19 protein-coding genes are annotated in these 17,519 nt (G+C 72.4%); 9 read left to right on the top strand and 10 right to left on the bottom strand.

What is annotated here, in order from left to right; genetic code table 11:
• On the bottom strand, positions 1-1,065 hold the full coding sequence (locus tag ACIGHB_RS07035) for a DUF3344 domain-containing protein (RefSeq protein WP_399910181.1): 1,065 nt from the start codon (positions 1,063-1,065) through the stop codon (positions 1-3).
• 379 nt (positions 1,066-1,444) lie between these two features.
• Between ACIGHB_RS07035 and ACIGHB_RS07040 the strand changes: the two genes are divergently transcribed.
• The 3 genes from ACIGHB_RS07040 to ACIGHB_RS07050 all read left to right on the top strand — a co-directional run bounded on the left by ACIGHB_RS07040 (position 1,445) and on the right by ACIGHB_RS07050 (position 3,396).
• Positions 1,445-1,684, top strand: coding sequence for a chaplin (locus ACIGHB_RS07040; RefSeq protein ID WP_360310750.1), 240 nt, complete (start codon positions 1,445-1,447; stop codon positions 1,682-1,684).
• A 277-nt stretch (positions 1,685-1,961) separates the two neighbouring features.
• A complete protein-coding gene (locus ACIGHB_RS07045; protein ID WP_399910184.1) occupies positions 1,962-2,879 on the top strand; it encodes a hypothetical protein in 918 nt (305 codons plus the stop codon).
• Positions 2,880-3,123: 244 nt separating this feature from the next.
• Positions 3,124-3,396, top strand: a complete 273-nt coding sequence (locus ACIGHB_RS07050; protein WP_360310746.1) for a hypothetical protein — start codon at positions 3,124-3,126, stop codon at positions 3,394-3,396.
• 409 nt (positions 3,397-3,805) lie between these two features.
• Here the strand turns inward: ACIGHB_RS07050 and ACIGHB_RS07055 are convergent, their stop codons facing one another.
• Complete coding sequence (locus tag ACIGHB_RS07055; RefSeq protein ID WP_399910187.1) at positions 3,806-4,255, bottom strand: hypothetical protein; 450 nt, start codon at positions 4,253-4,255, stop codon at positions 3,806-3,808.
• Between the two features lie 314 nt (positions 4,256-4,569).
• Between ACIGHB_RS07055 and ACIGHB_RS07060 the strand changes: the two genes are divergently transcribed.
• Together ACIGHB_RS07060 and ACIGHB_RS07065 are read left to right on the top strand one after the other, a co-directional pair.
• Positions 4,570-5,082 (top strand): hypothetical protein, encoded by a 513-nt coding sequence (locus ACIGHB_RS07060; protein ID WP_360310742.1) that lies wholly within the window; start codon positions 4,570-4,572, stop codon positions 5,080-5,082.
• Positions 5,083-5,453: 371 nt separating this feature from the next.
• The gene (locus ACIGHB_RS07065) at positions 5,454-5,726 is read left to right on the top strand and encodes a chaplin (protein WP_360310740.1); all 273 of its coding nucleotides are present in this window, start codon (positions 5,454-5,456) and stop codon (positions 5,724-5,726) included.
• Between the two features lie 80 nt (positions 5,727-5,806).
• On the opposite strand, the gene ACIGHB_RS07070 is transcribed toward ACIGHB_RS07065, so the two are convergent.
• Positions 5,807-6,673, bottom strand: a complete 867-nt coding sequence (locus ACIGHB_RS07070) for a tyrosinase family protein (RefSeq protein ID WP_399910192.1) — start codon at positions 6,671-6,673, stop codon at positions 5,807-5,809.
• Complete coding sequence (locus tag ACIGHB_RS07075) at positions 6,657-7,049, bottom strand: tyrosinase family oxidase copper chaperone (RefSeq protein WP_360310736.1); 393 nt, start codon at positions 7,047-7,049, stop codon at positions 6,657-6,659. Before ACIGHB_RS07075 ends, ACIGHB_RS07070 begins: the two co-directional genes overlap by 17 nt.
• A 150-nt stretch (positions 7,050-7,199) precedes the next feature.
• Here ACIGHB_RS07075 and ACIGHB_RS07080 point away from each other — a divergent pair, with 150 nt between their 5' ends.
• The 3 genes from ACIGHB_RS07080 to ACIGHB_RS07090 are packed head-to-tail and all read left to right on the top strand — an operon-like array spanning position 7,200 to position 9,395.
• The gene (locus ACIGHB_RS07080) at positions 7,200-7,703 is read left to right on the top strand and encodes a DUF5949 family protein (RefSeq protein ID WP_360310734.1); all 504 of its coding nucleotides are present in this window, start codon (positions 7,200-7,202) and stop codon (positions 7,701-7,703) included.
• A 17-nt stretch (positions 7,704-7,720) separates the two neighbouring features.
• On the top strand, positions 7,721-8,380 hold the full coding sequence (locus ACIGHB_RS07085) for a vitamin K epoxide reductase family protein (RefSeq protein WP_360310732.1): 660 nt from the start codon (positions 7,721-7,723) through the stop codon (positions 8,378-8,380).
• Between the two features lies 1 nt (position 8,381).
• Positions 8,382-9,395: a glycoside hydrolase family 26 protein gene (locus ACIGHB_RS07090; protein WP_399910197.1), complete on the top strand. Its 1,014-nt coding sequence runs from the start codon at positions 8,382-8,384 to the stop codon at positions 9,393-9,395.
• On the opposite strand, the gene ACIGHB_RS07095 is transcribed toward ACIGHB_RS07090, so the two are convergent.
• Together ACIGHB_RS07095 and ACIGHB_RS07100 are read right to left on the bottom strand one after the other, a co-directional pair.
• Positions 9,361-9,957, bottom strand: a complete 597-nt coding sequence (locus ACIGHB_RS07095; protein ID WP_360310728.1) for a TetR family transcriptional regulator — start codon at positions 9,955-9,957, stop codon at positions 9,361-9,363. The two genes, ACIGHB_RS07090 and ACIGHB_RS07095, sit on opposite strands and share 35 nt — an antisense overlap.
• Before the next feature lie 17 nt (positions 9,958-9,974).
• A complete protein-coding gene (locus tag ACIGHB_RS07100) occupies positions 9,975-10,673 on the bottom strand; it encodes a hemolysin III family protein (protein WP_360310726.1) in 699 nt (232 codons plus the stop codon).
• Between the two features lie 197 nt (positions 10,674-10,870).
• Between ACIGHB_RS07100 and ACIGHB_RS07105 the strand changes: the two genes are divergently transcribed.
• Complete coding sequence (locus ACIGHB_RS07105; RefSeq protein ID WP_399910201.1) at positions 10,871-12,688, top strand: phosphoenolpyruvate carboxykinase (GTP); 1,818 nt, start codon at positions 10,871-10,873, stop codon at positions 12,686-12,688.
• Between the two features lie 167 nt (positions 12,689-12,855).
• Here ACIGHB_RS07105 and ACIGHB_RS07110 read toward each other — a convergent pair whose 3' ends face one another.
• Genes ACIGHB_RS07110 through ACIGHB_RS07125 form a run of 4 tightly spaced genes read right to left on the bottom strand, consistent with a single transcriptional unit; the run spans position 12,856 to position 17,405 of the window.
• Complete coding sequence (locus ACIGHB_RS07110; RefSeq protein WP_399910204.1) at positions 12,856-13,446, bottom strand: hypothetical protein; 591 nt, start codon at positions 13,444-13,446, stop codon at positions 12,856-12,858.
• Positions 13,433-15,031 (bottom strand): substrate-binding domain-containing protein, encoded by a 1,599-nt coding sequence (locus tag ACIGHB_RS07115; protein WP_399910207.1) that lies wholly within the window; start codon positions 15,029-15,031, stop codon positions 13,433-13,435. The genes ACIGHB_RS07110 and ACIGHB_RS07115 overlap by 14 nt, the downstream gene beginning before the upstream one ends.
• Positions 15,028-16,284 (bottom strand): toxic anion resistance protein, encoded by a 1,257-nt coding sequence (locus ACIGHB_RS07120; protein ID WP_399910210.1) that lies wholly within the window; start codon positions 16,282-16,284, stop codon positions 15,028-15,030. The genes ACIGHB_RS07115 and ACIGHB_RS07120 overlap by 4 nt, the downstream gene beginning before the upstream one ends.
• Positions 16,281-17,405, bottom strand: a complete 1,125-nt coding sequence (locus ACIGHB_RS07125) for a hypothetical protein (RefSeq protein ID WP_399910213.1) — start codon at positions 17,403-17,405, stop codon at positions 16,281-16,283. Before ACIGHB_RS07125 ends, ACIGHB_RS07120 begins: the two co-directional genes overlap by 4 nt.
• Positions 17,406-17,519 lie beyond the last annotated feature (114 nt).

The following is a 17,519-nucleotide window of genomic DNA, read 5'->3' on the forward strand; positions in this document are numbered from 1 at the left end:
TCAGCGCCGTACGTCCGCCTGCAGGAAGAGCGCGCCGAGCCAGACGGTGTCCTCGCGGCTGCCGAGCCGGACGTGGACACGGTCGGCACCTTGGCGCAGCGCTCCCCGCAGATCGAAGACGTCGGAGTCGTACCCCAGGGTGTTCCCGGCTGCCGGGAAGCGCGCGGTCCCCGACTCCCCGAATTCGGTGATGCTGGAGTTCAGCACATCGTTCACGGAATTGGCGGAATCACCGATCGGCGTGCTCTTCCGAGGGCTCGTCCGTACCTGGAGGTAATCCCCGGAAGTTCCCCGGTCGCCGTCATAGGCGACGACTCCGAGGCGCCCCTGGACGCCCTTCGGATAACGGTGCCGGTCGAGTGCGACGCGCAGCTCGCCGGAGCGCGGGCCGATCGTCTCGAAGCCGTCCCAGACGCTCAGCCGGCGCAGCGGTTCGTCCGCCTTCTCGTACGCGGCCACCAGCGTCCAGCCGCCCCAGCCGCCCACCGCGCTGCGGCCCATGGCGACGTTGACCTGGGCGACCGTCCACTGTCCCGGCTCGGCCCACCGGACCAGCTCGGTGACGTCGGCGCTGGCCTGGAAGGCGTCGGCGCCGTCGCCGGTGCGGTGCCCGACGAGGGTGTCGGCGAGGACCGCCTTGTACTGCCCGCCGGGCTCCGCGACGAGCACCCGCCCGTTGTCCTTCGGCGGCTTCTGCTCGCCCACCCGCAGGTTCCCGCCCCAGTACAGCCGGGCCCAGGCGATCCGGGCGCCGTCCGGGACCCGCAGCTCGGCACGGCTGGAGTTGTACGTGTTCGGGTCGTCGTCCACGTCGGTGTAGCCGATCGCCGCCCCGTCGTTGACCCTCTCGGTGCCCTCGCCGCCCTTCGCCGAGACGTTGGCCGCGCGCACGATCCCGCCGTGCAGTTCGGCCTGGTAGCGCGCGGCGAAGGGGACGTGTGCCGCCTCCCCCGGCGCGGGCGCGGGCGCGGCCGCGGAGGCGAGCGCCGGCGCGGCGGCCAGCACCGCGCACGACAGGGCGCCCGACACGCCGCGACGCACAGCAAGAACCGCTGAATTCCGCATACAGGTTCTCCGCTTTGATGAGAGAAGGAAGGGAAGACCCGCGAAGACCGGGGGAGGGGAAGGTGTCGTCCGCACGAAATGGGTGAACGCGCGGCGGGCCCGGAAGCAACGTTCGGGAACGTTATAACCCCGGCGCGGAGCGATAGTAAGCATTAGATGCTCGGAAACGCTAACTCCCGTATCCGTGCGGCAGGTTCCTCGTTGAGCGTGTTGCGCCATTCCCAGGGCCGTCGCCCGAATGGCCCCTCGGCAACCCAAAGATCGGTTGAACGTCACCCGTTCGGGAGAGCAACCGATGGAAATCCGGAGCGTTGTTGAGGGAGCCGGGCCGAACAGTCCGCGCAGTCCGAGTTGGAATTCGATCGAGGAGAACTTCTCCATGTCCCGTATCGCGAAGGCCGTTGTCCTGACCGTGGGTGCCGCCGCCGCGGTCGCCGGTGCCGCCGGTGCCGCCGCCGCCGACTCCATCGCCGAGGGCGCCGCCGTGAAGTCCCCCGGTGTCGGCTCCGGCAACGTCGTGCAGGTCCCGGTCCACGTGCCGGTCAACGTCTGCGGCAACACCGTGAGCGTCATCGGCGCGCTGAACCCGACCTTCGGCAACGCCTGCGTCAACGCCTGATCTCGCACGTCGGATCGGTCCTTCCGAAGCCGGTGCGCCCACCCCGTCGGGGTGGGCGCACCGGCTTTTCCCTTGTGTCCACTGGGTCGGTACTCGTTCGGACGCACCCCCGTGTGCGCCGCCCGGTGCAACGGCGTACGCCCCTCGGAGGGGCAGGCCGGCGCGGGGATTCACTCGAACGGAGGCGTGGCGCTCAGTAGTTCTGCGGTTGCGGAGGGCTATACCCGCAGGCACGGTGGGAGAGCAGTTGTCCGACGCATAAGGAAAAGGAACACATATGCGTCCCCTGGCTTCACGCCGTCTTACCGCCCTGGCGATATCCGCCGCCCTCTCCCTCGGCATGGCGGGACCCGCCGTCGCCGACCAGCTCCACCCGTCCGCCGCGGCCGACCGTGCCGCTCACGCCCCGCTCCCCGACGCGGCCGCCCTGCTGGCCCAGACCAAGGCCCTCGGTGACGTCGGGGGCGTGACGACCCCCGTGACCGAACTCGTCACCGCGGCCCTAAAGGCCGACGACGGCCAGGTCCCCGCGGCCGATGCCATGGCCCTCAAGGCGAAGATCGAGACCGCCGTCGAGCAGGCGAAGGCGACCGCCCCCGCCCCGCTGCCGGAAACCCCGGCCGCCCCGGAGGCCCCGATCGTCCCGCCGGCCGCGGAGGCACCGGTCACCCCGCCGGCCGTGGAGGCACCGGTCACCCCGCCGGCCGTGGAGGCACCGGTCACCCCGCCGGTCGGGGAGACCCCGGTCACCCCGCCGGCCGCGGAGACCCCGGTCACCCCGCCCGCCGTGGAGGCGCCGGTCACTCCTCCCGCCGTGGAGGTCCCGGCCGAGCTCCCCGTGACGCCTCCCGTCGCCCTGCCCGTCGCGGCCGGGGCCAGGGCCACGCAGGCCGCGCCCGCCGATCTGGTGGACGACGCCCTCGCCTCCGTGGAGAAGGCCGTCGCGGATCTGGTCGCCGCCGCCACCTCCGGGGACGCCGCCGGAGTCGTCCCGCAGGTCACGGCCGCGCTGACCTCGCTGGTCAACCTCGCCGTCGCCACCGTCCTCGGCAGCGGTCTGCCCGCGCCGGACCTGGCCGGGCTGCCCGCGCTGCCCTCGCTCCCGGTGGAGGCGCCCGAGCTGCCCGTGGAACCGCCGGCCGAGGTACCCGCGCTCCCCGAGCTGCCCGTGACGACGCCGCTGCCGGTCCGCTGACGCGGGACCGCACCCCCGACCCGTACCGGTCCGGCCTCCCGCCGGGCCGGTACGGGCATGCGCGTGCACGGTCATCCGGAAATCACACCGGTCCCCTTCGATCGGGTGCAGTGTCGAGAAATCCTTCCTTCTGGAGTTTCCGGGCGGCGCACCTCTCGTTACAGAAGGCAGAAGAGACGTACAGGAATTCCCCAAGAACCCTGTACGGAACGCGAGTTGAAAGTACAGAGGAAGGATTCTCCTGATGAAGCCCACCAAGGTCGCCGCGGTCGTCGCCGGTTCGCTCATGGCCCTCGGAGCCGCCGCCCCCGCCATGGCCGCCGAGGCGATGACCCCGACCAGCCTCAATGGAGGTCTGGAGGCGATCGCCGCCAACGGGCTGAAGTCGGACGTGCTCAGCAGCACCACCGACGGTTCCCCGGTCAAGACCGTCACCGACACCGCCACCCAGCTGAACCAGACCGGCAAGGGCCTCCCGCTGATCGGCGGCCTGCCGGCCAGCCCGCTGGGCGGCTGATCGAATGATTTTCTGACCGGTCGCCGTGTGGCCTCGACTCCACACGGTGCGCCGCTCCCTACTCTCTGGACCGTCCCCACGCGAACGTCGGCGGGGACGCGGCCGGACGGAGCGAGGGGGGATCCTCGCCGGTCTCTCCCTTTCTCCCGAGGAAGAGCGGAATGCGGTCCATCATCAGCAGAAAAGTACTCACCGCGGCGGCGGCGACCGGCATCCTGTCGCTGACCGGCGGCTTCGCACTGGCCGCGGCCGCGCATCCCGGTACGGGCGATTCCCCGGGACCGGGCAACGGGCAGGCCCACGCCCCCCTCCCGCCGGAACTCTGCGGCAAGGGCATGGACTTGGGCGGATACGTGGCGTCGGCCGTCGGAGACCTCTGCGCCCACTCGGCGGAGGACCCCGACGGCGGCTACGGCGAGGAGCCCACCCCGACACACCCGCCCACCAAGCCCCCCACCAAACCGCCGACGAAGCCTCCGACGCACCCGCCGACGAAGCCGCCGACGACTCCGCCGACGAAGCCGCCGACGACTCCGCCCACGAAGCCGCCGACGACCCCTCCGACGAAGCCGCCGACGACCCCTCCGACGAAGCCGCCGACGACTCCGCCCACGAAGCCGCCGACGACTCCACCGACGAAGCCGCCGACGACTCCGCCCACGAAGCCGCCGACGACTCCTCCGACGAAGCCGCCGACGACTCCGCCCACGAAGCCGCCGACGACTCCACCGACCAAGCCTCCGACGAAGCCTCCGACGAAGCCTCCGACGCACCCGCCCACCAAGCCGCCCACCACGTCTCCGCCCACCACCCCGCCGGGGGAGTGCGAGGAGCCGAAGCCGGGCTGTGAGCCCACCACTCCGCCCAGCAAGCCGCCGCACGGTCCCGGCGGCAAGCCCGAACTCCCCGACACGGGCAGCGATCCCGCCCTCTGGGGAGCGGCCGCCGTCAGCGCGGCCCTCATCATCGGCGGCACCGTCGTCCAGCTCCGCGGCGGACGCCTCGTCCGCAACCGTCGCCACTGACGTACGCGACGGACGTACGCCCCTGACGGGGCGACGGACCGACGTGACGTCAACCAAGGCCCCCGCCCTCACCGGCGGGGGCCTGCGGCGTTGCTGCACATGGGGGAACCCGGCGCGACGTTTCGGCCAAGAGACTCGTTCACACGGCATGACTCTGCGCTCCCAGGCCGGCATGGGCCTCCTCATGACCGCGCTCGCCTCCGCCGCCATGGCCGTCCCGGCCGCCGCCGTCGAGGCCCCGGTGGTCGTCCCCCTCCAGGGCCTCGAACCGGTCCTGCCGATGGACGCGCCCACCGTCGCCACCGGCGTTCCGGTACCGGTGCCCGGCGCCCCCACCGGCTTCCAGAAGGGCCTCGGCGCGCTGCCCGACGTGACCCTGCCGAGCGTCCCGCTCACCGGCACCCTCCCCGAGACCGTCGTGGACGCCCCGCTCCCCGAGCTCCTCGAGGGCAGCGAGCCCGGTAGGGCGCTCCTCGCCTCCCCGCACTCCGAGATGCGGGCCGCCACCCCCGGCGCCGTCGTCGGCAACCCCGTCGAGGCCCCCCGCGGCAACGGCCTCGCCGGACTGCCGGACCTCGCCCCGCCCCAGCTCGGCCTGATCTCCCCCACGCTCAGCGGCGCCCTCGACTCCCAGCTCGGTCTCGCCCCGGGCCGCGACTGACCACCCCAGCAAGCCCCGCAAGCCCCGCAAGCCCCGAAAACGCCGAAAGCCTCACCCCCCTCATTTCGAAATTCCGTACGACAGCGGTCCGCGCGGGTGAAGACACGATTCTTCCCCGCTACCGCAAGGGTCTTCCGTCGTTGCACCGGAAGGCTTGTCGCATGGCCGCGGCCCGCGGTCCGGTGTGCCGCCGTCGTATCCGACGGCGGCCGGCCATCGGACCGCGGGCCATTTCTCCGCCCGTCTCCGCGGACTTTTCCGATGTTCCTTCTCCCGTTCGGCCCAAGAACCGTGACCCCGCCCGTGGTACGGCGTTGAACGGAAGTGACGGCCGTGATCCCTGCGGTCGCTCGACCACCCAAGGAGTTCTGATGTCTCGCATCGCCAAGGCCGCCGCCGTTCTGGCCGGCTCCGGTGCCGTCGCCCTCACCGGAGCCGGCCTGGCCGTCGCCGACTCGGGCGCCGAGGCCGTCGCCGCCCACTCGCCCGGTGTCGCCTCCGGCAACGTCGTCCAGGTCCCGGTCCACGTGCCGGTCAACCTCTGCGGCAACACCGTCAACGTCATCGGCCTGCTGAACCCGGCCTTCGGCAACAGCTGCGCCAACGTCGACGCCCCGCACGACCACGGCGGCTACGGCGGCTGAACCCGCCCCGCTTCTCCACGGACGTCCCCCCGGCCCCACCAGGGCCGGGGGGACGCCCGCGTCCGGGGCCGTCCCGCCCCTCAGGCGTACCGGTAGATCCGGGAGTGGTCGAACAGCTCCGCCGGCGTCACGCCCCACGGAGCCATCGGCTGGTGCCGCGCCACCACCTTCCGGTATTGCGCGTCACCCGGCGGCGGCGGCTCCGCCGGCAGATACGCGGCCCCCGGATTGCGCTGCTGCCACCGCGACCACACCAGGTCCACGAAGGAGTGGTGCAGCCAGAACACCGGATCGTTCACCGAGCCGCCGCCCAGCATCAGACCGCCCACCCAGCGGTGCACCCGGTTGTGGATCCGGAACCGCTCGTTGCCCGAGCCCGGCGCCCACCCCTCCAGACGGTTGCGGAACCCCGACGGGCTCGTCGAGTTCCAGGGCGCGGTGTCGTACGCCCGCTCCCGCATCACCTCGTCCAGCTGGGCCGCCGTCGGCAGCGTCACCGGATCGCGCGGACGCCCGAAATCCCTGGTCAGATACGAGATCTCGGTCATCGCGTGCCGCACCGTCCACTTCCCCTTGGCGTACGCGAAGGGGCCGGTGGTCACCTGGAGGTCCGAGCGGCGGCCGTTGCCGCCCATGAAGTCCTCCGCCCAGATCGACGCCGCCGGCGAGGCGTCCCGGGTCCAGTCCCAGTACGGGACCGTCACCGTCGCGTCGATCAGGCGCAGCGCCCGCTCGAACTCCAGCAGGAACTTCCGGTGCCAGGGCAGGAAGCTCGGCGCCATGTGCGCGGTCCGCAGCCGCCCCGCGCCGTCCGCCGTGTAGTGGTCGATGTGCATGCGGACGAACTCGTCGTACGTCCCCCGGCGCTTCAGTTCGAGCACCGCGGCCACGAACCGGCGGCGCTCGGACGCCGTCAGGTCGCGCTGGTTCTTACGCGTGTACACCACGAGGGTTCCCTCCCGTCGGGTCGGAGTGCAGGCCGTGCCCCGCCGCGTACCGGGAGAGCGGGGCCGTGCCCGCGGCGTCGACGGCCGCGCGGACGGCGGCCACCGGGGTCGGGCAGGACGCGTAGTGGTCGAGCGGGGTCACCCAGCCGCCGTCGGCGCACCGCATCAGATGCAGCGGCCGGCCGTCGACCAGCGCCACCGGCTCACCACCCGGGCCGGTGAGGCCGCGGATCCGCCGGCCCCCGTACATCTCGTCGAAGAGGTACGGGCCGGCTTCCGTGGAGCGGGCGGCGATCCGGCCGAGGGCGCCGCCGGTGGCGGCGGTGACGGCCAGCGCGAACAGGGACCGGAGGACGGCACGGCGCGGGAAGGGCATCGGCGATCTCCTGGCGTCGACAAGGGGGCCTCAGGGCACAACGATGAAAACCCGTGTTCGTTGCGGCCGGGAGTTCGAGCGGGGGAATGTCGGCCGGATGAGTGAATTCGGTACGGGGAAAGGGTGGTTGCCCCACTAGCATCCCCTTCCATGACCACTCCCCACGTCCTTTCCGAGGCGCGCAGCGTCTCTCCGCTGGGCACGCTCACGGTGATTCCGTGGTCCAGCGAAGTCACCGAAGACTCCGCCGGCACGCCTTTCCTCATGGCGTATTCGCTCGGTGACGGCCGCGACGGGCCGGAGGCCGGTCAGCAGGCGATGCGCGCGGCCCTGGAGTCCATGGGCCTCTCCGTCGGCGACCGGCTCTTCGACCTGGAGAAGGACGGCGGGATCAGCGCCACCCTGCTCGTCGAGGCCGGCACCGCCGTCCTCACCCTGCCCTTCCTGAAGGTGCAGTGCCCGGTGCCCGACGAGTGGCAGGCCGCCGCCCGCGAGGCCGGCAAGGTCTACTTCCTGTGCTCGGTGCGCCCCTGGGCCGAGGGCGTCCCCGGACAGCCGGTGGACGAGGACCGGCTGCGCGCCTTCGTCGCCGACGAGGAGACGCTCGCGGACTGCGCCCACGTCCTGCTGCCCGTCCGGCGCGTGCAGGGCTGAGCGGAAGGGGCGGCGCCATGACGACGCTCGGGGTGCGGGACGGTGTGCCAGGACAGCGGCGGGAGGACGGGCCGGCGGAGGACGGACGGCGGGCGGACGGGACGGTCGGCGCGAGCCGGGCGCTCGGCTGGCTGCTGATCGTCACCGGCGCCGCCGGGATCCTGGCCGCGTGGGTGATCACGATCGACAAGTTCAAGCTCCTGGAGGACCCGGGCTTCCAGCCGGGGTGCAGCCTGAACCCGGTCGTGTCCTGCGGGAACATCATGAAGAGCGAGCAGGCGGCGGTCTTCGGCTTCCCCAACCCGATGCTCGGGCTCGTCACGTACGGCGTCGTCGTCGCCGTCGGCGCCGGGCTCCTCGCGGGGGCCCGGTACCGGGGCTGGTTCTGGCTCGGGCTCAACGGCGGGACGCTCTTCGGCGTCGGCTTCTGCACCTGGCTGATGCAGCAGTCGCTGTACGAGATCAACGCGCTCTGCCTGTGGTGCTGCCTCGCCTGGGCGGCGACCATCACCATGTTCTGGTACGTCACCGCGCACAACGTCAGGACCGGGGTGCTGCCCGCCCCGGCGGCCGTGCGCGGCTTCCTCGGCGACTTCGCCTTCGCCCTGCCCGTCCTGCACATCGGGATCATCGGGATGCTGATCCTGACCCGCTGGTGGGACTTCTGGACCGGATGACGTGACCCGGTCCCCGACGTGGCCGCGGGCCGCACTCCTGGTGCTGCTCGCGGCCGTTCTCGCGCTTCTGCTGGTGCCGGAGCGGCTCGCGCCCGGCGAGCGGCACACCGGCGGCCGGGCCGCGCCCGATCCCGTACCGCTGCCGGACGTGCCGTCCGGCTTCTTCACCGGCTCCGACGAGGAGGGGGTGCGGCGGATCTCCAGGGCGGAGGCGTGGCTCGGCGGCGAGCTGCGGGTCGGGCACACCTATCTGCCGGGCGACCACTGGTCCAACATCGAGGGGCATCCGGCGCTCTTCGCGCCCTGGGCGCGGTGGAAGGCCGAGCGGCCCGGGCGGCTCTTCGTGCTGAACGTGCCGATGATGGACCGCAACGAGGCCGGGCTCACCGACGCCGAGGTCCGCGGCGGGCTGCGGCGCGGCGCGGCCGGCGACTTCGACGGACACTTCAGGACGCTGGGCGAGCGGCTGGTGGAGCACGGGCTCGGGGACGCGGTCCTGGTGCTCGGCTGGGAGATGAACGGCACCACGTACGGGCACCGCTGCGGTCCCGACCCGACGGCCTGGAAGGCGTACTGGCGATCGGCGGTCGGCGCGCTGCGCGGGGTGGCGGGGCATCGGTTCCGCTTCGACTTCACGCCGAGCCGCGGCCGGGACGCGGTGCCGTGGCCCGAGTGCTACCCGGGGGACGACGTCGTCGACATCATCGGGATGGACGCCTACGACCAGCCCGAGGGGGTCACCTTCGAGGAGCAGGTGAGCGAGGAGTACGGGCTCGCGCACCACGTGGCCTTCGCCCGGGCGCACGGTAAGCCCGTCTCGTACCCGGAGTGGGGGCTGTTCAGGAACGGGGACAACCCGGCGTACGTGCGGGGGATGCTCGACTGGTTCGCCGCCTACCGGCCGGTCTACCAGACGGTGACCGACTACTGCCCGCACGGCGTGTGGGGGTGCGCGGACAATCCGCGCTCGGCCGAGGTGGTCAGGGGCGCGCTGGGAGCGCCGGCCCGGCCTTGAGGGTGTCGACGGTGCGGTGCAGCAGCGCCATCAGGTCCTCGGTGAGGCCGCGCTCGGCCCAGTAGAGGGTGGCCTCGCGGAGCGCGCCGAGGACGGCCGCGGTGAAGACCCGTACCTCCAGGTCGTCGGGGGCGCGGCCGGTGCGGTCGGCGAGGGCGCGGGCGAGCCGGCGGCCGGTCTCGGCGGTGGTCTCGGTGAGCCGGGCGCGGACGGCGGGGGTGCCGGCCATCAGGCGGGCGCGGAGCCGGATCTCCTCGGGGTCGGCCTCCAGGGCGGTGCCGATCGCCTCGGTGAGGACCGCGCGGAGCGATTCGAGCGGCTCCTCGCCGGCGGGGCGGGCGCGCAGCAGGGCTTCCAGCTCGTCGTCGCGGTCGTCGGTGAGGACGATGTCCTCGCGGACGGGGAAGTAGCGGACGACGGTGGAGGGGGAGACCTCCGCCTCGGCGGCGATGCGCTCGATGGTGGCCGCCTCCCAGCCCCGCGAGGCGGCGATGCCGCGCGCGGCCCGGCGGATCGCCGCGCGGGTCCGCTCCTTCTTCCGTTCCCTCAGCCCCTTCGACATGGGGCCATTCTGCCTGGTCAGGACTGGTAGGCGACGAGCGAGATGCCGACGTAGTGGACGATGAACGCGGCCAGGGTGAGCGAGTGGAAGACCTCGTGGAAGCCGAAGTAGCGCGGCGACGGGTTCGGGCGCTTCATGCCGTAGATGATGCCGCCGGCGCTGTAGAGCAGGCCGCCGACGATGACGAGGACCAGGACGGCGATGCCGCCGGTCCGCATGAAGTCGGGGAGGAAGAAGACGGCGGCCCAGCCCATCGCGATGTAGCAGGGGGTGTACAGCCAGCGGGGGGCGCCGACCCAGAAGACGCGGAAGGCGATGCCGGCGAGCGCGGCGGCCCAGACCGCCCACATGAGCGGCTTCGCGGTGGAGTCCGGGAGCAGCAGCAGGGTCAGCGGGGTGTAGGTGCCCGCGATGATCAGGAAGATGTTGGCGTGGTCGAGGCGGCGCAGGACGGCCTCGCCGCGCGGGCCCCAGTTGCCCCGGTGGTACAGCGCGCTGATGCCGAAGAGCAGGCAGGCGGTGAGGACGTAGATCCCGCAGGCGATGCGGGCGCGGGGGGAGTCCGCGAGGGCGACCAGGACGAGGCCCGCGACGATCACGGCGGGGAACATGCCCGCGTGCAGCCAGCCTCTGAGCCGTGGCTTGATCGGCAGGGCCGGGGCCAGGACGGAAGGAACGGGCTCGACCGGGGCGGCTTCCGGCGTGGCAGCAGTCATGACACCGAATCGTACCTACGGCCCCGTAGGTCCTCGATATGAGTGGCGATGCTCACGTGTGCACCCCCCTGGACATATGGGCGTTTCCAGCGGATGATCAAATGAGTGCGGTCGGCACCGGATGAGCAGCTACGACGCATCCGGGTCGCAGCCCCCACGGGGCATACAGCGAACACACCCCTCTACAAGGAGCAATCGTGGCGCGCGACAACGCGGCTCCCCTTCCCACCCAGCACCAGGAGCTCGTCTCCTGGGTGAACGAGATCGCCGAGATCACCCAGCCGGACAGCATCGTCTGGTGCGACGGCTCCGAGGCCGAGTACGAGCGCCTGTGCGAGGAGCTCGTCGCCAAGGGAACGTTCACGAAGCTCGACCCGGTGAAGCGCCCGAACTCGTACTACGCCGCCTCCGACCCGACCGACGTCGCGCGCGTCGAGGACCGGACCTTCATCTGCTCCGAGAAGGAGGAGGACGCGGGCCCGACCAACCACTGGAAGGCCCCGGCCGAGATGAAGGAGCTCTTCGCGGGCTCCGAGGGCATTTTCCGCGGCTCCATGAAGGGCCGCACCATGTACGTGGTCCCCTTCTGCATGGGCCCGGTCGGCTCCCCGCTCTCCGCCATCGGCGTCGAGATCACCGACTCCGCGTACGTCGCGGTCTCCATGCGCACCATGACCCGCATGGGCCAGGCCGTCCTCGACGAGCTCGGCACCGACGGCTTCTTCGTCAAGGCCGTCCACACCCTCGGCGCCCCCCTCGCGGAGGGCCAGGAGGACGTGCCGTGGCCCTGCAACTCCACCAAGTACATCTCGCACTTCCCGGAGACCCGCGAGATCTGGTCGTACGGCTCCGGCTACGGCGGCAACGCGCTCCTCGGCAAGAAGTGCTACGCCCTGCGCATCGCCTCCGTCATGGCCCGTGACGAGGGCTGGCTCGCCGAGCACATGCTCATCCTCAAGCTCACCCCGCCGCAGGGCGAGGCGAAGTACGTCGCCGCCGCCTTCCCGTCCGCGTGCGGCAAGACGAACCTCGCCATGCTGGAGCCGACCATCCCCGGCTGGACCGTGGAGACCATCGGCGACGACATCGCCTGGATGCGCTTCGGCGAGGACGGCCGCCTCTACGCGATCAACCCCGAGGCCGGCTTCTTCGGCGTCGCCCCCGGCACCGGCGAGCACACCAACGCCAACGCCATGAAGACCCTCTGGGGCAACTCCGTCTTCACCAACGTCGCGCTCACCGACGACGGCGACGTGTGGTGGGAGGGCATGACCGAGGACGAGCCCAAGCACCTCACGGACTGGAAGGGCAACGACTGGACGCCGGAGTCCGGCACCCCGGCCGCCCACCCGAACGCCCGCTTCACCGTCCCGGCCGCCCAGTGCCCGACGATCGCCCCCGAGTGGGAGGACCCCAAGGGCGTCCCGATCTCCGCGATCCTCTTCGGCGGCCGCCGCGCCTCCGCCGTGCCGCTGGTCACCGAGTCCTTCGACTGGAACCACGGCGTCTTCCTCGGCGCCAACGTGGCCTCCGAGAAGACCGCCGCCGCCGAGGGCAAGGTCGGCGAGCTGCGCCGCGACCCCTTCGCCATGCTGCCGTTCTGCGGCTACAACATGGGCGACTACATGGCCCACTGGGTCAAGGTCGGCGCCTCCGCGGACGCCGCCAAGCTGCCGAAGATCTACTACGTCAACTGGTTCCGCAAGAACGACGCCGGCCAGTTCGTGTGGCCCGGCTTCGGCGAGAACAGCCGCGTCCTCAAGTGGATCGTCGAGCGCCTCGACGGCAAGGCCGAGGGCGTCGAGACCCCCATCGGCGTCCTGCCGACGAAGGACTCCCTCGACACCGACGGCCTGGACCTGGCCGATGAGGACCTGGAGTTCCTGCTCACCGTCGACAAGGACGTGTGGCGCGAGGAGGCCGGCCTGGTCCCCGCCCACCTGGAGACCTTCGGCGAGCACACCCCGAAGGAGCTGTGGGACGAGTACAAGGCGCTGGTCGCGCGCCTGGGCTGATCCCGTAGCAGTATCGAGACTCGTGGTGGGCTGCCCCGACATTCCGCCCTGACCAGTGGGGTCACGACGGTCCATCACGACGCATCCGGCCCCGGAGCCCCCTCAGGCTCCGGGGCCGGCGCATCTTTCCGGGCGCCGCGAGCCCGGCGGGAAGCGGAAGGGACGGCCTACGCGCCCCGGTCCTCCAGATAGCGGGTGTGCGCCCGCTGGCGGAGCTCCTCCGCCTCCTGGAGCGCCGCCGCGATCAGGCCGGCCTCCTCCCGCAGGGCGGCCAGCTGCCGCTCCAGATGGCGGTCGGGCGGCTCGGAGCCCGGGTTCACCCGGGACCACCAGCGGGTCCGTACGAAGGCGTCGACCGCCTCCGGCACGTCCTGCCGCACCGCGCGGGCCAGCACGTGCAGGTGCTCCGGGTCGCTGACCCAGCCCGGTTCGAGCAGCGCCTCGAAGAGCGCGTCCAGCTCGTCGAGCCGCTCCCGCGCCGCCTCCGGCAGCTCCACCTCCGCCAGGTACTCCCGCAGGGTGGCGTGGTCCGCCCGCAGCGACTCCAGCTGCTCGTCCGCGCTCGGGAAGTCCGGCGCGTCCGGCCGCTCCGGCGGGGCGATCAGCGCGCCCGCCGTGTACAGGCCGAGCACCACCAGCGGCCACAGCCCGCCGGCCGCGCCGGTGAGACCGATGCCGAGGCCGGCCAGGCCGCAGACGCAGCCCGTGAGGTTCTTGCGGGACTCCGCGTAGCGGAGCACCGGGTTACTGGTAGCCACGGATCTCCTCGAAAGCGCCGTTCAGCGAGCCTTCCGCCGCCTCGAACAGCTTGCCGCCGGTCAGGTCCGCGATGTGCTCCAGTTCCGCCCGGTCGGAGTCGCCGAAGAGGATCGGGAAGACCGGGGTGCGCCGCTGCTCGGCGGGCAGGGCGGCGTAGAACGCGTCGAAGTCGCCCGCGCCCACCCCGTCGGTGTTCTCCCCGTCGGTCATGAGCACGACCGAGGTGAAGGTGTCGCGGGGGGCCTCGCCCAGGCTCCGGTACGCCTCGGTGAGGCTGGAGTAGATCGCGGTGCCGCCGGACGCGCTCAGCTTCCCCGCGTCGGCCCGGATCGCGTCCCGCGCCCGCGCCGGGTCCTTCGGATCGACCGTGTACGTGCGCACCTCGCCGGTCTTCACGGAGGAGCCGAAGGGCATCAGGGTGACCTCCTCGCGGTCCCGGAAGTCCCCGGTCAGCTCGGTCAGCGCCGCCTTCAGCCGGTCGAGCCGCTCCCCGCCCATCGACCCGGAGGTGTCCAGGACGTAGACCGTGCGGGAGGGCCGGCGGAGCGTGTTGTCGTACGCGTCGAGCAGGCCGTCCGCGACGGACCGGCTGCCCGGGAACGGCAGCTCGCGCCGCAGGTCGCGGTCGAGCCGGGGCGACGGCGCCACCCCGGCGACCACGGGCCGGCGCAGCGTGGTCTCGGTGATCCGGCGCTGCGCCTCCGGGGTGCGGAGGTAGGTGGTGAGCCGCTGGGCGGACTCCTTCGCCCCGGCGGAGGCGGCGGTGAGCAGGGTGAGCGGGTAGTCGGCGGTGACCACGCCGTCGGAGGGGCGGATCACGGTGAGCTCGCCGGGGGCGGAGAGCAGCACCGACTCGTAGTTGACGAGCGCGTCGACGTCCTCGCGCCGGTCGTAGGCGGTGGCGAGCCAGCCGGAGGACCCGGAGGTGAGCTTCTGGCCGGTGAAGAACTCGCGGAGCTTCGGCGTCGCCTTCCGCACGTCCGCGTCGCTGAGCGCGGACTGGGCGCCGGAGAGCCCGGAGGCCACCGAGACCAGCGCGGAGAAACCGGAGTTGGAGCGCTTCGGGTCGGTCATGCCGTACGTCAGCTTCCCGGCGGCGACCGCCTGGTGCAGCTGCGACCAGGTGACCTTCTTCGGGTTCCAGCCGAGCCGGGCGACGACCTCGGGCCGGACGCCGAGCGCCACCGGAGAGGTCATCACCGGCGTCTCGTTGGTGATCCGGCGGGAGGTGTCGGGGCGGAGCCTGAGGTAGTCGTTGGAGGAGAGCCAGACGGCGTCGTACTCCTTCTCGGCCCGGCCGGAGGCGATCTGCTCGACGGCGTCGAGGGTGCCCGCGTAGGTGGTGCGGACGGTGACGCCGGTGGCCTTTCGGGCGTCCTCCAGGACCGGGGCCATGTCGGCGAGTTCGGAGGAGGCGAGGACCCGCAGGGTGCCGGGGGCGGCGGGGGTGGTGTCCCTCTTGTCGAACTGTTCGCCGGTGCCGCCCGCCGAGTTGTCGATCGTGCCGCAGGAGCCGGCGGTGGTCGTGAGGAGCAGGGTGAGGGCGAGGCCCGTCAGGAGACGGGGGAGCGTGCGGGGTCTCATGCGGAGGGGCCGCCTTCCAGTGCGTTCGCGCGCCGGCTGCGGTCCAGGTGGGCGCCGGCTTCCCGGAGTTCGCCGGTGAGGGAGGAGACCGTCGCCGCCATCGCCTCGGTCGCCTGGACCTTGTACGTGTCGATGGCGTCGAGGGTCCGGTAGATCTGCTGGAAGGCGCCGCGCAGGGTCTCGGCGCCGACCGCCGGGTCGGCGGCGATCCGCTGGATCTCCCCGGCCTGGGTGGACAGCATCTCGGCGTTGCCCCGGATCAGGTCCTCGGTGGTGGAGCGGAGGACGTTCACCTGCTCGGTGACCTTGCGCTGGTTCTCCAGGGCGGAGGCGAGCATGACCGCGATCCGCAGCGCCGACAGGGTCGTCGTCGCGGCCCGGTCCACGCCCTTGATCAGCTCGTCGTTGTTCCGCCGGACCACGTCCATCGCCAGGTAGCCCTGGGCGCAGACGGCGAGCTGGGTGAGCAGGTCCTGGTGCTTCTGGCGGATCGGGAAGAGGACGTCGGCGCGGAGCGCGTCGGCCTGCGCCGGGTCGCCGGTGGCCGCGATCCGCTGCTCCACGGCCGCGTCGAGGGCCTCGGTGAGGACGGCGAACTCCTGGAGCTTGCCCATGGTCTCCCAGAGGCGGGCCCGCTCGGTCTGCAACGCGGCGTTGTCGCGCCGGAGTTCGTCCTGGCCGCCGCGGAGCGAGCCGACGATCCGGTGGAGGGTGGCCTGCGAGGAGGCGTACTTGGCGACGTGGTCGCGGAACCTGTTGCCGCCGGGCAGCTTCGCCAGGAGGCGCCGGGCGCCCTTGCCGGGCGCGTCGCGCGGGTCGAGGTCCTCGACGGTGCGGCGCAGCTCCACCAGGGAGGTGCCGACGCGGGCCGAGGCGTCGCCGCCGCCCTGGCCGAGGGAGCGGACGGTGCGGTCCAGCATCCGGTTGGACTGCTGGGCGGCGGCCCGCATCTCGCCGGTGCCGAGCGCGGCGATCTCGCCGATGCGGCCGGCGAACTCCGGGGAGCGCGGGTCGAGTCCGGAGAGCGAGCCGACGTACTCCTCGGCCCTGCGGGTCATCTCCCCGCGCACCGAGTCGTCCAGCGGCACCAGGCCGGCGGCCTGCTCGGCGCGGACCGCGGGGGCCGGCGCGGGCGGGGTGAGGACGAGCGGGGTGTCGTGCTCGGGCGGGGTGAGGACGAAGGTGGACTCCGGCGGACCCGCGTACGGGTTGCGGGGCTGCCCGCCGGCGCGCGGGTCGGTGTGCTCGGTCATGCGGTGGCCCCCTGGTCACGGGCCCGCCGCGCCATGTCGCGCAGCACCGCGCCGGTGGGCACGGGCGCCTGGCGGACCCCGGTCAGTGTCTGGTTGAGGTATTCGCCGTGCTTGCCGGTGGCCTCGGTGAACTCGGGCGAGGCGCCCTGCGGCCGGAAGCCGTGCCGGACGGCGAGGCGGCGCAGCTCCGGGTCCTCGGCGAGCAGCCGGCCCAGCTCCTTGCCGCCCTCGGTGAGCGGGACGAGCGTGTGGTCGCTGTTGACCGTGGTGTCCGGGTAGAGCACGACGAGGTCGCCCATGGGCCGGCCGGCGATGAGCTGGGCGGCGACCTGGGACTCGTACACGAGCACCAGCGGGTTGCCGACGCCGCTCACGAAGTCCCGGAAGGGGGCGTCGGAGCTGGTCTGCTGGGCGCCCTGCACCTGGGTCAGCTTGCGCAGCAGCGGGGCGGTGCGGCCGACGGCCTCCTTGCCGTCGGCGACCCGGCCGCCGTCGGCGACGTAGCTCGCGGCGGCGAGGTAGAGCGCGCCGGAGTTGGAGGCCACCGGGTCGGTGGAGGTGATGAAGAGGGTGCCGCTGAGCTCGGCGTGCCGGTCGGCGCCCTTGAGCTGCTGCCAGCTGCGGTCGGCGCGGACGGCGGCCAGATAGGCGTCCATCTTCAGGATGCCGCTGGTGCCGCGGGTGCCGAGGGTGGCCAGGCCGTTGCCGGCGAGGATCCGGGCGGCGTTGCTGTGCGCGACGACCACCAGCGGCGAGTAGAAGGGGCGCAGGGGTGCGGCGGCGGCCTTGTCGGTGGCCTTGGCGCGCAGTTCGTCGGCCGGTCCCTTCGAGGACGGGAACGCGAAGTCGTACCCCTCAAGGGGGAGTTGCTCCATGTCCCAGGACCCTGAGGTCTCGGTCCGCACGGTGAGGCCCTTGGCGTGCAGGGCCTTCACGACGTCGGGGTCGGCGAAGAACTCGCTCTTCTCCGAGCCGATGACTCCTCGCACGGTCTTCGTTGCCGTGCCCTTGTCCTGATCGCCGCCCGTCACGAGGACGACGGCCACGCCGCCGAGGAGCAGGACGGCCAGGACGATTCCCAGAATGCGTCTCACGCGGGCAGAGTGCTCGCGGAAACCCACATTCCAGGGGGAGTTGGGTGGACGGGCGGTGAAGGACCGATCCCGGTAGGGAACCGGAGGGAGACCGGCCGGAACGGCCCGGTGGCGTCCGGGTGGAGCGGCCCCGTGGCGTCC

Origin of the sequence: Streptomyces sp. NPDC085460, from assembly GCF_044541975.1 — a bacterium.
Taxonomy (GTDB): domain Bacteria; phylum Actinomycetota; class Actinomycetes; order Streptomycetales; family Streptomycetaceae; genus Streptomyces.

What these genes read in the sequence shown, in the direction of transcription:
- ACIGHB_RS07035 (WP_399910181.1), bottom strand. Translation starts at nt 1,065, where the DNA reads ATGCGGAATTCAGCGGTTCTTGCTGTGCGTCGCGGCGTGTCGGGCGCC.
- ACIGHB_RS07040 (WP_360310750.1), top strand. Translation starts at nt 1,445, where the DNA reads ATGTCCCGTATCGCGAAGGCCGTTGTCCTGACCGTGGGTGCCGCCGCC.
- ACIGHB_RS07045 (WP_399910184.1), top strand. Translation starts at nt 1,962, where the DNA reads ATGCGTCCCCTGGCTTCACGCCGTCTTACCGCCCTGGCGATATCCGCC.
- ACIGHB_RS07050 (WP_360310746.1), top strand. Translation starts at nt 3,124, where the DNA reads ATGAAGCCCACCAAGGTCGCCGCGGTCGTCGCCGGTTCGCTCATGGCC.
- ACIGHB_RS07060 (WP_360310742.1), top strand. Translation starts at nt 4,570, where the DNA reads ATGACTCTGCGCTCCCAGGCCGGCATGGGCCTCCTCATGACCGCGCTC.
- ACIGHB_RS07065 (WP_360310740.1), top strand. Translation starts at nt 5,454, where the DNA reads ATGTCTCGCATCGCCAAGGCCGCCGCCGTTCTGGCCGGCTCCGGTGCC.
- ACIGHB_RS07075 (WP_360310736.1), bottom strand. Translation starts at nt 7,049, where the DNA reads ATGCCCTTCCCGCGCCGTGCCGTCCTCCGGTCCCTGTTCGCGCTGGCC.
- ACIGHB_RS07080 (WP_360310734.1), top strand. Translation starts at nt 7,200, where the DNA reads ATGACCACTCCCCACGTCCTTTCCGAGGCGCGCAGCGTCTCTCCGCTG.
- ACIGHB_RS07085 (WP_360310732.1), top strand. Translation starts at nt 7,721, where the DNA reads ATGACGACGCTCGGGGTGCGGGACGGTGTGCCAGGACAGCGGCGGGAG.
- ACIGHB_RS07095 (WP_360310728.1), bottom strand. Translation starts at nt 9,957, where the DNA reads ATGTCGAAGGGGCTGAGGGAACGGAAGAAGGAGCGGACCCGCGCGGCG.
- ACIGHB_RS07100 (WP_360310726.1), bottom strand. Translation starts at nt 10,673, where the DNA reads ATGACTGCTGCCACGCCGGAAGCCGCCCCGGTCGAGCCCGTTCCTTCC.
- ACIGHB_RS07115 (WP_399910207.1), bottom strand. Translation starts at nt 15,031, where the DNA reads ATGAGACCCCGCACGCTCCCCCGTCTCCTGACGGGCCTCGCCCTCACC.
- ACIGHB_RS07120 (WP_399910210.1), bottom strand. Translation starts at nt 16,284, where the DNA reads ATGACCGAGCACACCGACCCGCGCGCCGGCGGGCAGCCCCGCAACCCG.